At 55.9% G+C, this 13,054-nt stretch carries 11 protein-coding genes; 8 read left to right on the forward strand and 3 right to left on the reverse strand.

Features of this window, described 5'->3' with window-relative positions:
- Positions 1 to 5: 5 nt before the first annotated feature.
- The 4 genes from mnmG to F617_RS0115645 are packed head-to-tail and all read left to right on the forward strand — an operon-like array spanning position 6 to position 4,245.
- A complete protein-coding gene (gene mnmG / locus F617_RS0115630; RefSeq protein WP_026330888.1) occupies positions 6 to 1,889 on the forward strand; it encodes a tRNA uridine-5-carboxymethylaminomethyl(34) synthesis enzyme MnmG in 1,884 nt (627 codons plus the stop codon).
- A gap of 11 nt (positions 1,890 to 1,900) precedes the next feature.
- Positions 1,901 to 2,518: a 16S rRNA (guanine(527)-N(7))-methyltransferase RsmG gene (rsmG, locus tag F617_RS0115635; protein WP_019565956.1), complete on the forward strand. Its 618-nt coding sequence runs from the start codon at positions 1,901 to 1,903 to the stop codon at positions 2,516 to 2,518.
- A gap of 19 nt (positions 2,519 to 2,537) precedes the next feature.
- A complete protein-coding gene (locus F617_RS0115640; protein ID WP_003516382.1) occupies positions 2,538 to 3,332 on the forward strand; it encodes a ParA family protein in 795 nt (264 codons plus the stop codon).
- A 31-nt stretch (positions 3,333 to 3,363) separates the two neighbouring features.
- Entirely contained in the window at positions 3,364 to 4,245 is an 882-nt protein-coding gene (locus F617_RS0115645; RefSeq protein WP_013637009.1) for a ParB/RepB/Spo0J family partition protein, read from the forward strand.
- A gap of 62 nt (positions 4,246 to 4,307) precedes the next feature.
- Here F617_RS0115645 and F617_RS0115650 read toward each other — a convergent pair whose 3' ends face one another.
- Positions 4,308 to 4,508: a DUF1674 domain-containing protein gene (locus tag F617_RS0115650; protein ID WP_003516384.1), complete on the reverse strand. Its 201-nt coding sequence runs from the start codon at positions 4,506 to 4,508 to the stop codon at positions 4,308 to 4,310.
- 119 nt (positions 4,509 to 4,627) lie between these two features.
- On the opposite strand from F617_RS0115650, the gene htpX reads away from it, so the two are divergent.
- From htpX to purH, 4 genes are all read left to right on the forward strand, one after another.
- A complete protein-coding gene (gene htpX, locus F617_RS0115655; protein WP_013637008.1) occupies positions 4,628 to 5,593 on the forward strand; it encodes a zinc metalloprotease HtpX in 966 nt (321 codons plus the stop codon).
- Positions 5,590 to 6,975 (forward strand): RsmB/NOP family class I SAM-dependent RNA methyltransferase, encoded by a 1,386-nt coding sequence (locus F617_RS0115660; protein ID WP_026330889.1) that lies wholly within the window; start codon positions 5,590 to 5,592, stop codon positions 6,973 to 6,975. Before htpX ends, F617_RS0115660 begins: the two co-directional genes overlap by 4 nt.
- 151 nt (positions 6,976 to 7,126) lie before the next feature.
- Positions 7,127 to 8,767: a heparinase II/III family protein gene (locus F617_RS0115665; protein ID WP_081626746.1), complete on the forward strand. Its 1,641-nt coding sequence runs from the start codon at positions 7,127 to 7,129 to the stop codon at positions 8,765 to 8,767.
- Between the two features lie 153 nt (positions 8,768 to 8,920).
- Positions 8,921 to 10,537: a bifunctional phosphoribosylaminoimidazolecarboxamide formyltransferase/IMP cyclohydrolase gene (purH, locus tag F617_RS0115670; RefSeq protein WP_019565959.1), complete on the forward strand. Its 1,617-nt coding sequence runs from the start codon at positions 8,921 to 8,923 to the stop codon at positions 10,535 to 10,537.
- A 94-nt stretch (positions 10,538 to 10,631) separates the two neighbouring features.
- Here the strand turns inward: purH and F617_RS0115675 are convergent, their stop codons facing one another.
- Together F617_RS0115675 and F617_RS0115680 are read right to left on the reverse strand one after the other, a co-directional pair.
- Positions 10,632 to 12,164 carry a UxaA family hydrolase gene (locus F617_RS0115675; protein WP_019565960.1) on the reverse strand — a complete coding sequence of 511 codons (1,533 nt, stop codon included), beginning with the start codon at positions 12,162 to 12,164 and terminating at the stop codon, positions 10,632 to 10,634.
- A 43-nt stretch (positions 12,165 to 12,207) separates the two neighbouring features.
- The gene (locus F617_RS0115680) at positions 12,208 to 12,900 is read right to left on the reverse strand and encodes a FadR/GntR family transcriptional regulator (protein WP_013637003.1); all 693 of its coding nucleotides are present in this window, start codon (positions 12,898 to 12,900) and stop codon (positions 12,208 to 12,210) included.
- Positions 12,901 to 13,054: the final 154 nt, after the last annotated feature.

The raw sequence follows: 13,054 nt of genomic DNA on the forward strand, positions 1-13,054 counted from the left end.
GGGATATGCACCAGTCATTTGATGTCATTGTTATCGGTGGTGGACATGCCGGCAGCGAAGCTGCGGCCGCCGCTGCACGACATGGCGCTAAAACCGCTCTCGTTACCCATAAGCGAGAGACTATTGGGGTGATGTCCTGTAACCCGGCAATCGGTGGTCTCGGTAAAGGACACCTGGTCCGCGAAATTGATGCGCTGGACGGTTTGATGGGCCGGGTTGCTGATGCAGCGGGAATTCAATTCCGTATGCTCAATCGCAAAAAAGGCCCCGCCGTCCGCGGGCCGCGCACGCAGGCTGATCGGCGACTTTATCGCGAGGCCATGCAACGGGAAATCAATGCGATTGAAAACCTTAGCATTATTGAAGGTGATGCTTTCGATATTGAAATGGCGGATGATAAGGTCTGCGCCGTAATCATGGAAAACGGTAGCCGGATTCCTTGTGGTGCCGTTGTGTTGACGAGCGGCACTTTTCTACGCGGCCTTATTCATATCGGCTCCGAAAAGATTCCCGCAGGCCGGGTTGGTGAAAAACCGTCTCTTGGCCTTTCCGAAACGCTTGGCCGTCTGGGCCTTGCTATGGGCCGGCTGAAGACTGGCACCCCTGCCCGGCTTGATGGTCGCACGATCGATTGGAACGCTGTGGATCGGCAAGCGGCCGATGAAGATCCCGTTCCGTTCTCCTTTATGACGGATCGCATTGTCAATCCACAGATCGAATGCGGCGTAACCCGAACGACGCCGGCCGGACACAAGATCATTCAGGATAATATTCATCTGTCAGCGATGTATTCGGGACAGATCGAGGGTGTTGGTCCGCGCTATTGTCCGTCGATTGAAGACAAGATTACACGCTTCGGTGAACGGGACGGTCATCAGATATTTCTGGAACCAGAAGGCCTTGATGACCACACAATTTATCCAAATGGAATTTCGACGTCGCTTCCTGCCTCAGTTCAGGAGCAGTTTATCCGCACCATCCCCGGCCTTGAGCAAGTCAACATCATTCAGCCCGGCTACGCGATTGAATATGACTATGTCGATCCGCGTGAGCTGAAGCCTTCTCTGGAATGCCGGAAAATTCCGGGATTGTTCCTGGCAGGGCAGATCAATGGCACGACGGGTTATGAAGAGGCGGGCGCCCAGGGTCTGGTTGCCGGGTTGAATGCGTCGCTATATGCAGGCAATGCAGACCCTATTCATTTCAGTCGTACCGAATCCTATATCGGTGTGATGATCGACGATCTCACCTCCAAGGGTGTCAGCGAACCCTATCGAATGTTTACGTCGAGAGCCGAATATCGGCTTTCACTTCGCGTTGACAACGCTGATCTGCGACTTACGCCTGTCGGTCAGATGGCCGGTATTATCGGTCATGACCGCCAAAAACGCTTCACAGATTTTATCTCCGATCTGGATCGGGGTCGCGAGCTGATGAAGAGCATTTCCATCAGTCCCTCCCAGGCTGCTAAACAGGGATTGAAACTCAACCAGGACGGTCAACGTCGTTCGGTTTATGAAATGCTCGCCTACCCCGATATCACGATGGAAACTCTTACCACTCATTGGCCGGAGCTACGGGCGCTTAATACCAAGGTCGCTGAGGTTTTGGAAATCGAAGCGAGTTACGCTGTCTATATGCAGCGCCAAAGCGCGGATATTGTCGATATCAAGCGAGATGAAGAGAGAAAAATCCCCAATGATTTCGATTTTCAGTCTTTGTCCGGTCTCTCCAACGAACTGAAACAAAAGCTGGAAAAGGCACGTCCAGAGAACATTGCCCAGGCTGCGCGTGTTGACGGTATGACACCTGCTGCGATATCGCTGCTTCTCGCACTTCTGCGGAAAGGCTCCGCATCGGGAAGTGAAAAATTGCGCATGCACCAATAGCGAGTCGGACCATGAAGATAAACGGCCAGAGTGTTTCACGTGAAACACAGGAGAGGCTCGAGCATTTCGTCGAGCTTTTCAAGAAGTGGAACAAAACCACAAATCTGGTTGCGCCTTCGACTCTCGCTGAGCTCTGGAGCCGGCATGTCGCGGACAGTGCACAGATATTTCAGCTCGCCCCTCAACCGCAAAAATGGATTGATCTGGGAAGCGGCGGCGGTTTTCCGGGCGTCATTACAGCGATTTTTCTCGCGGAACTGGGTGATGGTTGGGTCGATCTGGTTGAGAGCAACAATAAAAAGGCTGCGTTTTTGCGAATTGCGCTGAAGGAAACCGGCGCAAGAGGCGCGGTTCATCCAGTCAGAATCGAAAAAGCGCCTGAAACCGTTGAAAATTGCCATGCGATTTCGGCGAGAGCCCTCGCCGAGATGAATTTACTTTTCGAATATATTCACCCGTGGGCGCAGAATAATCCAAATCTCAGGGCATATTTCAATAAAGGCAGGGATTATGAATCCGAACTGCAGAAAGCGCATGGCCGCTGGCAGTTTGATCTGATAAAACACCAGAGTGCCATTGAGGCAGATTCTGTTGTTCTTGAAATCAGTAACCTCACTAAGAGGCACTGACGAGCTGGTCAGGTGCGGTATGACTTCTGAAAAAAACCGGATTATCGCAGTCGCAAACCAGAAGGGTGGTGTTGGCAAAACAACGACGGCCATCAATCTGGCTACTGCATTGGCGGCTATTGGTGAGCGGGTGCTGATCATTGATCTTGATCCGCAGGGTAATGCCAGCACAGGATTGGGAATCGACCGCAAAGAGCGCAAGCTTTCTTCCTATGATCTTCTGGTGGGTGATCATAACGTTGCCGAAGTTGCGGTTCCGACAGCAGTTCCGAACCTCGATATCGTCCCGTCAACGATGGATCTTCTGGGCTTTGAGATGCAGGTTGCAAATGTTGCCAACCGCGTCTTTCTGTTGCGTACCGCCATGGAGACGCAGGAAGCCAGAGACTATTCCTATATTTTGGTAGATTGCCCGCCCTCTTTTAATCTTTTGACGATGAATGCCATGACCGCCGCCCATTCGGTGCTGGTACCGTTGCAGTGCGAGTTCTTTGCGCTGGAAGGCCTCAGCCAGCTGCTGGATACGGTTAGCCAGATACGCGGCTCCGTCAATCCGCAGCTTGATATTCAGGGTATCGTTCTCACGATGTTCGATGCGCGCAACAATCTTGCGCAGCAGGTGGTTTCCGATGTGCGGATGCATCTGGGAGAAAAGGTTTACCACACTCTCATTCCGCGCAATGTTCGGGTTTCCGAAGCGCCGTCTTATGGTAAACCGGCAATTCTTTATGATCTGAAATGCGCTGGCAGCCAGGCTTATTTGCAATTGGCGTCCGAAGTGATCCAGAGAGAGCGTCTGCGCAAGGCGGCCTGACGTTTTGCCGGACTATATGGAGTAATATCTTATGAGTGATGATCTTTCCAAGCGTCGACTCGGACGCGGTCTTGCGGCGTTGATCGGCGAAATGGATCAGCCTGTGCCGGTGGGTGAACCGCAGCGCGCCGTTAGTGCGGATCGCGCCATCCCGATCGAGTTCATCGCTCGCAGCCAGAGAAACCCACGTCGACACTTTGACGAAAATGAGTTGCAGGATCTTGCCTCATCCATTCGTCAGCACGGGATTGTTCAGCCTGTGGTCGTGCGAACGATTGGCGTCAACCGTTACGAGATAATCGCTGGTGAACGGCGCTGGCGCGCGGCGCAGCTGGCCGGTTTTACGGACGTTCCTGTCATCGTTCGGGATGTAGACGACCGCACGGCTCTGGAGCTGGCTATCGTCGAAAACGTCCAGCGTTCCGATCTCAATCCGCTTGAAGAAGCGATGGGCTATGAGCAGTTGATCGCCGAACATGGCTACACCCAGAACGACCTCGGTGAAATCATCGGCAAGAGCCGAAGCCATGTTGCTAACAGCCTTCGTCTTTTGAAACTTCCCGATCCGGTTCGGGACATGTTGGCGGACGGTTCGCTTTCCGCTGGCCATGCGCGCGCGCTTGTTTCCACTTCCGATCCGTCAGGTCTGGCTCGGACCATCGTTTCCAAGGGTCTTTCGGTGCGTGATGCCGAGCGCCTGGCGCAAAACGACATAAAGTCGCAGGGTGACGTCTTGGAGAAGCGGCCTTCGGCTGAGAAGGATTCCGATACGGTCGCGCTTGAACGCAGCCTGTCGGATGCTCTCGGTCTGGACGTGAAGATTAGCCACAAAGGCGGATCGGGACAAATCCGCATCGGATACCGCACGCTAGAGCAGCTGGAAGCCGTGTGCCGGCTTCTGGAGCAAAAATAAGCAAGTATCTGTTTTAATTGATAAAATACCCGCGTTTAGCGGGTATTTTTATGCCGTGGTGCTCAAAAGTCGATAGCGCGGCCGTTTATTTCGTAATCACCGAAACGAACAGGTTCCGCGCCGCCGCGACCGCCGGTTTCCTGCGGCAATTGAAGATCCGCCTGTTGTTTGCGCCGTTCTTCCGCTTCCTTCAACGCACGTTCAGCCGCCGGCGAAAGCCGCTTGAGCATTTCCGCGCCGTTGTCATTATCCGCATCCTGCATGAGTAATCCTCCCTATGACGGGATATTGAAATATGTTTGCCGTTCACCAGATTATATAAACAGATGGGCTTTATAAACCCCGGAATATTTCCTGAGTGGCAACAAGGAGAATTTGACATATGAACATGATGCGCACGGCAATGCTTCTGGCCTTCATGACGGCATTGTTCATGGGTGTCGGTTTTCTGATCGGCGGTAAGGGCGGCATGATGATTGCCTTGCTTATTGCCGCTGGTATGAATCTTTTCTCCTACTGGAATTCGGACAAGATGGTCCTGTCGGCCTATCGTGCACGCGAGATCGATGAGGCGAATGCGCCTGAATTTTTCCACATGATCCGCGATCTCTCGCATAATGCCGATCTTCCGATGCCCAAGGTTTATATTTATGACAGCCCGCAGCCGAACGCCTTCGCGACGGGAAGAAACCCGCAGAATGCCGCTGTCGCCGCCTCGACGGGCCTGCTAGAGCGCCTCACCCCTGAAGAGGTGGCTGGTGTCATGGCGCATGAGCTGGCCCATGTGCAGAACCGCGATACGCTGACGATGACTGTGACCGCGACGCTGGCAGGCGCCATCTCGATGCTCGGCAACTTCGCGTTTTTCTTTGGTGGCAATCGTGAAAACAACAATAATCCGCTGGGCTTTATCGGCGTACTGGTTGCGATGATCGTGGCGCCGCTCGCCGCGATGCTGGTGCAGATGGCCATTAGCCGTACCCGGGAATATTCTGCCGACCGACGGGGCGCGGAAATTTGCGGCAATCCGCTCTGGCTTGCTTCGGCACTGCAGAAAATTTCGGGCATGGCGCAGAGCATTCATAATGAGGATGCGGAGCGTAACCCGGCGACGGCGCATATGTTCATCATCAATCCCCTGTCCGGTGAGCGCATGGACAATCTGTTTTCTACGCATCCGAATACGGAAAACCGGGTGGCGGCACTTCACGCCATGGCGCAGGAGTTTTCCCCGCGAGGATCGACGCCAGCGCCATCGGGTGATAGACCTCAGCGCAAATCAGGCTCCGTTCCCAATACGGGCTGGGGACGAGGCAAAGAAAACGAGCGCAAGGGACCGTGGTCTTGACATCCGATACTCAAAATAAGCCGTCGCGGTCCAAAAAACCGGGACAGGACCATGCAAGGGGCCGCGAAGACGGCCCTTCGTCTTTCCAGGATAAACCCGGCCTTGCTGCACGCGTTGCCGCAACCCGCATTCTGGCGGCCGTTCTGGAAAAGAAAACCTCGCTGGACGGTATGCTGGACAGCGAAAACGGCAATCCCGTCTATCGCGCGCTATCCCTTGCGGACCGGGCGCTGGTGAGAGCGATCGTCAACAGCGCGCTTCGCCACCTTCCGCGTATCGAAGCCGCCTTGTCGATGCTGCTTGACGGACCGTTGCCGCAGGGCGCCCGGTCGCTTCATCACGTCCTTGTCGTTGGCGCAGCGCAAGTGCTTTACCTTGATGTCCCCGATCATTCTGCGGTCGATCTTGCCGTGGAACAGGCACACCGCGATCCGCGCAACAGGCGTTTTGCCAAGCTGGTGAATGCCGTCCTCAGGCGATTGGGCCGGGAAAAAGCAGAAATCGAAAAGGCGATCGCGGATGTGCCCGTGCTACCGGACTGGTTCTACGCTCGGCTTGTTTCGGCTTACGGAGATGAGGTTGCCAAACGGATTTCCGAAGCGCAGCTGACGCCCTCTTCCATCGATCTCACGGTGAAGACCGATCCGGCTGTCTGGGCGGAAAAGCTGGGCGGTACGGTTTTGCCGAATGGCAGTGTCCGTCTCGGTGAATTTGAAGGCCAGATTCCCGCTCTTGAAGGCTTTGCCGAGGGTGCGTGGTGGGTTCAGGATCTCGCGGCCAGCATGCCTGTGAAGCTGATGGGCGATATTTCCGGAAAACGTGTTGCCGATCTCTGTGCAGCTCCTGGCGGCAAGACTGCCCAGCTCGCGCTTGCCGGCGCGAAGGTGATTGCCCTGGACCAGTCCGGCAATCGTCTTCGCCGCCTCAGGGAAAATCTCGACCGGCTTGGTCTTCACGCCGAAACCGTTGAAGCCAATATGCTGAAGTACCAGCCGGAACAGCTTTTCGACGCCGTTCTTCTGGATGCCCCCTGCTCGTCTACCGGCACGTTGCGTAAACATCCCGATGTCTGCTGGACGAAGGACGAGAATGATATTGCCAAGCTTGCCGCTCTTCAGGGCCAGATGTTGCGACACGCGCTCACGCTGGTGGGAGCCGGCGGCATTGTGGTGTTTTCCAATTGCTCGCTCGATCCCTCTGAAGGGGAAGCGATGATTGCACAGGTCCTGGCGGAAAACCCGGACTTCGAGCGTGTTGCCGTTCGCAAGGACGATTGGCCAGGAATGGAAGCCGCCGTCACTGCTGAAGGCGATCTTCGTACAACGCCGGATATGTTCGGCGGCATCGACGGGTTTTTTAGTAGTGTCTTGCGTAAGAAGTAGAAAAAAGCCAAGCTTCCGCGAATCATTGGATAATTGCCGATACGTTCCGATCATCACGGTTCACTCATAAAAACAAAACATGTGAAACGGGAAACACAGCTTGTCAGGGTCCTTTGCAGGCAGCATCAATGCCGCCGGTCTTCTCTCGCGGATGGCGTATCGTCATCTGTGTGTGGGCCTCGCTCCTTTGCGCCTTCGCATATCCCGGTTTGCCAATCGCGTTCCCGATGGTCTGGTGGCGGCGCCGACTGATCTGAGGGCAATCGATCCGTATTTTGCCGAGGAATTGCTGCGGGGCCGGATTGCGCTCGCCGGCCGCGTCGTCGAAACCGGCGGTCTATCGCCATTTCAGGTGGACTATCCCTCGGTGGTTTTTGAAGAGCGGCTGCATGCATTCGGCTGGCTGCGGCATATCCGTTCCGACAGATCGAGTGAGGCCAGCAAGCGGGCGCGCCGTATCGTTGCCGAATGGATGACTATTCAAGGCAAGCGGGTTGCGGGGATCGCCTGGTCTCCGGAGATCGCGGCACAAAGGCTGATTGCCTGGCTGTCCCATTCTCCCGTCGTTTTACATGAGGCCGATGCGGGTTTTTATCGTCGTTTCCTGAAAAGTCTTGCGTTTCACGTGCGTTATCTCGACAGGATCGTCAAACATGCGCCGGATGGCGAAGCGAGGCTGCGGATCAGGATTGCGCTGGCCGTCGCGTCCATCGCCATGCCGACCCGCCTGTCCCATATTACTCGGCACGGAATGAAGCTGGCGCAGGAAATGGAACGCCAGATTCTTCCAGATGGCGGGCATGTTTCCCGCAATCCGAGGGTCATGCTGGATTTGCTGCTCGATCTTTTGCCGCTTAGGCAAAGCTACATCAATCTCGGTCACGATCTGCCCTCGGGGCTGGTGCCGGCGATTGACAGGATGTTTCCGGCCATCCGGTTTTTCCGCCACCAGGGCGGCGATCTGGCGCTGTTCAATGGCGCCACCGCCACGCTTGCCAATGAACTTGTGTCGGTACTTCGTTACGATGAGACAGCTGGCCGGCCGTCCAAAATGCTGCCGGATGTCAATTATCATCGTCTTGCAACCGATGAGACGGTCATCATCGTGGACACTGGTCATCCAGGCTCGGCGGAGCTTTCGCGTAACGCCCATTCGGGCTGCCTGTCCTTTGAGATGTCCTGTGGCAAGAGCCGGTTCATCGTCAATTCGGGCTTCCCGAAAAACGCAGCACCCGAATATCAGCGGGCGAGCCGCTCGACGGCGGCCCATTCAACGGTCACGCTCGCCGACACGTCCTCTTGCAGACTATCCCGCTCGAGACTGCTCGGGCCGATCATGGTTTCCGGTGTCAGTCAGGTGGAGAGCCGCCGCGGAACGGATGCAAATGGCAATGATGTCCTGTGGGCGTCGCATGACGGTTATTTGCAGAATTTCGGTTGCTATCACGATAGGGAAATTGAGCTTAATGTTGCCGGTACGAAGATAAAGGGCCGTGATCTGCTTCGGGCCGACGAGAATGTGGTGAAGGCGCAATTGCAATCCATATCGGCGGTATCGCGGTTCCATATCCACCCCCACATCCAGCTTTACCAACAGGACGAGGAGTCGGTTTATCTGGAGGCAGCGGATGGAACCACCTGGCTGTTTTCTGCGCCGGGACTGGAGCTTTTCGTGACCGAGGATGTTTTTATGGCGGATGCATCCGGCATGCGGCCTTCGCAGCAGATCGAGCTGCCGTTCAATCTGGCGAATACTCGGGAAATCCGCTGGATCATCGAACGCAAGGCGTAGAGGATTCCTGGCGAGTTTCAGGCAAAAACCGCCATAGTTTTCGCCGTTCCGCGTCCCCGCTGTTTATTAATATGGCAAGCTGTGTTAACGCGGCGGCAATTGCTGGATCAATCCCAGTCCAGCCTGTCCTCCCCGTTAAACGGAGTATGCCCGATGGCTGTCGTTTCCAAAAAAATCCCCGCTCCCGATAAAGTCAAAATCCGTACAGCCCTTCTTTCCGTTTCTGACAAGACGGACATTATCGAGCTGGCGACTGTCCTGTCCAAACTTGGCGTCAAGCTGCTGTCGACGGGTGGCACGGCAAAGGCCATCGCTGACGCGGGACTGCCGGTAACGGATGTTTCCGATGTGACCAATTTCCCGGAAATCATGGATGGTCGCGTCAAGACCCTGCATCCCAACGTGCATGGTGGACTTCTGGCTATCCGGGATGATGCTGATCACGTCGAGGCAATGAAGGCTCACGGTATCGAGGCGATCGATCTCTCCGTCATCAATCTCTATCCCTTCGAGGAGGTTCGCGCAAAGGGGGGCGACTACCCCACGACGGTCGAGAATATCGATATTGGCGGCCCGGCAATGATCCGCGCTTCGGCCAAGAACCACGCCTATGTCACTGTTGTCACCGATCCGTCCGACTATCCTGCGCTGGTGGAAGCCCTGCAGGCCGATGACGGTCAAACCTCCTACGCGCTGCGCCAGACCTTCGCCGCCAAGGCATATGCCCGCACTGCGGCTTATGATGCGGTGATTTCCAACTGGTTTGCTGAGGCGCTGGCTATCGAAACGCCGGATTATCGTGCCATCGGCGGTGCGCTGAAGGAAAAAATGCGTTACGGCGAGAACCCGCACCAGAGCGCCGGTTTTTACCTGACCGGCGAAAAGCGCCCCGGTGTTTCCACGGCGACGCTTCTTCAAGGCAAGCAGCTTTCCTATAACAACATCAATGATACGGATGCAGCCTACGAGCTGGTAGCGGAATTCCTGCCGGAAAATGCGCCGGCTGTAGCGATCATCAAACACGCCAACCCCTGTGGTGTTGCGACGGGTCCCACACTTGCAGAAGCCTACCGGCGCGCGCTGGCATGCGATTCCGTTTCGGCCTTTGGCGGCGTCATCGCCTTGAACCGCACGCTCGATGCGGAAACGGCAGAAGAGATCGTCAGGCTCTTCACCGAAGTCATCATTGCACCCGATGTGACGGAAGAGGCCAAGGCCATTATCGCCCGCAAGCCCAATCTGCGCCTGCTGGCAGCTGGTGGCCTGCCAGATCCGCGCGCGGCCGGCATTACGGCCAAGACGGTTTCCGGCGGTCTTCTGGTTCAGAGCCGTGACAACGGCATGGTAGAGGATCTGGAACTGAAGGTGGTCACCAAGCGTGTGCCGACACCTCAGGAACTTGAAGACATGAAGTTCGCCTTCAAGATTGCCAAGCACGTGAAGTCCAATGCGGTGATCTATGCCAAGGACGGCCAGACGGCAGGTATCGGCGCCGGACAGATGAGCCGGGTGGATTCCGCCCGTATCGCCGCCCAGAAGGCGGAAGATGCGGCCAAGGCACTCGGCCTTGCTGAGCCGCTGACGCGCGGCTCTGCTGTGGCTTCTGAAGCGTTTTATCCCTTCGCCGATGGTTTGCTTGCAGCTATTGCAGCAGGTGCCACCGCAGTCATTCAGCCTGGTGGTTCCATGCGCGACCAGGACGTGATAGATGCGGCCAATGAGCACAATGTGGCGATGGTCTTTACCGGCATGCGTCACTTCCGCCATTAAGCGGAAACGGCGCAGAGAATTTAAAAGGCCCGGAAAGTGATTTCCGGGCCTTTTGTTTCACGTGGGACAGTCCGATGCACATATTGGAAGCGGGTCAGGTAACCGCGCCCACCTGCCACGGCACAAATTCATTGTCGCCGTAGTCGTAAATCTCGCTGACGGTTTTGTCTCCTGAAGCGACTGCAAGAATGTGCTCGAAAATTCGTTTGCCGGATTCCTCGATGGTTTCCGCGCCGGTAACGATCTCGCCGCAGTTGAGGTCCATGTCTTCCTTCATGTGCTCGTACATTTCGGAATTGGTGGCGATCTTGATGCAGGGTGCCGGCTTGAATCCCGATACGGAGCCGCGGCCGGTGGTGAAACAGATGACGTTACAGCCACCGGCGACCTGGCCTGTGACGGCAACAGGATCGTAACCGGGCGTATCCATGAAGACGAAGCCCTGTTCAGTAACGGTTTCCGCGAATTCGTAGACCGCCTTCAGTGGCATGGAGCCACCTTTGGCCACTGCGCCCAGCGATTTTTCCAGAATGGTGGTCAGTCCACCAAGCTTGTTGCCGTGGGATGGGTTGTTGTTCAGCTCATCGCCGTTGCGAGCGGTATAATCCCGCCACCAGTCGATGCGCTGCAAAAGCTTTTCGGCGACCGCAGGCGTGACGGCACGCTTCGTCAGCAGGTGTTCAGCGCCGTAAATCTCCGGCGTTTCGGCAAGAACCGTTGTGCCACCGTTGCGGACGATGAGATCTGATGCATATCCCAGGGCCGGGTTTGCCGATATTCCGGAGTAACCATCCGAACCGCCGCATTCCAGCGCGACCTTCAGTTTTGAAAGCGGCTGTTCAGTGCGCTGGGCAGCATTGACCATTGGCAGCATCGCCTTGATCTCGGCAATGGCGGCATCAATCGTTTTGCGTGTGCCGCCGTGCTGCTGGATCGTCATGGTGCGCAGCCGTTCGCCCTCCTCCATCTTGTAATGTTCGAGGATGGGGCCGATCTGGTTGGTCTCACAGCCGAGGCCGATCAGCAGAATACCGCCGAAATTCGGGTGGCGGGCATAACCCTGAATGGTGCGGATCAGAAGACGATAACCTTCCGATTTCGTATTGAGCGCGCAGCCGCCGCCATGGGTCAGTGCCACAACGCCGTCGACATTGTCGAACCCTTCAAGGCCGCCCTGCTTGTTGAAATAATCGGCGATGTAACGCGACACGGTGGCGGAACAGTTCACGGATGCGATGACGCCGATGTAGTTGCGTGTGCCAACGCCACCGAGACCCCGGTCAAAACCCTTGAAGGTCCGGCGCTCGCCCTCGGGCAGCATGCCTTTTTCCTCGATATCGACACTGAACTGATGCGTGTGTTCGGAAGGCACCATGGCGAGATTGTGCAGATGCACATGCCGGCCAGGCTCGATATCCTGTGTCGCGATGCCGATCACCTGTCCGTATTTCAGGACCTCGTCTCCGGATCTGATAAACGTCAGGGCCACCTTGTGGCCGCGTCCGATCAGCTCCCGGGCTGTCAGATCGCCTCTGCCCGTCGCACCACCGGCCGGTATCGACCGGCGTGCCACCGCGACATTGTCGTTGGCGTTCAGCAAAATGGTTGCCTCGGAATTCTCACTCACGGGTTTTTCTCCTCCCCGGTACATTGCCTGCTATGTTTTGAATTCAGCCGTCTACCCAGCGTCTCTTGGAACCTTCCAGATGGGTATGCATGGCCGCCTGCGCCAGCAGCGGATCTTTCAACTCCAGGGCCGCCAAAATCGCCTCGTGCTCCTGAAGGGCGTGGGTCCAGGTATCGCGATCCTCAAATTTCACACGCAGTTGTGCCGAAATCGGGCTGTGGCGCTCATCGAAGAGGTTTGCCACCAGCCGGGCCAGAACGCTGTTACCGGATTGTTCGGCAATGGTGACGTGGAAAAGCCGGTCCTGATCGAGAGGTTTGCGCGCGGCCTCTATTTCCTGCTGCATCGTGTTGAGAATCTGGCGAAGGTTTGCAATCGTTTCATCGGTCATGCGGCTCGCCGCCAGTACGATTGTCGCGCCTTCCAGCGCTGCGCGCGCCTGCATCAGTTCGGAAGGGCTGTCGCCCAAGGATTTGGTGTTGTGGGTTGTCTGAAGGGCCTCGGTGGACACATAGACACCGGAACCCATGCGGATTTCGACTGTGTTGTCGATTTCAAGCGCAATCAGTGCCTCGCGCAGTGATGGTCTCGAAACCCCGAGCTTCTGTGCCAGTTCCCGTTCGGCGGGAAGTCGTGTTCCAGGCAGAAACTCTCCCAGATCGATCAGCTCGCGTATCTGGTCCGCAATCTGCTGATAAAGCCTGCGTGGTTCCGCTATTTTGGCCTGACCATTCATGTGTTTTCTGACGAACCTTGTCTGTTATCTGAATTTGGCCTTACCGTAGCGCCAAGCGCATCAATACGCAAGAAATTACTTAAATACATGAATTTACGATATTATTTCAATAATTCTTTTGAGATGATTTTGCGTGTACCAGACGCGGGATTCA

This window comes from Agrobacterium sp. 10MFCol1.1 (assembly GCF_000381165.1).
Lineage (GTDB): Bacteria > Pseudomonadota > Alphaproteobacteria > Rhizobiales > Rhizobiaceae > Agrobacterium > Agrobacterium tumefaciens.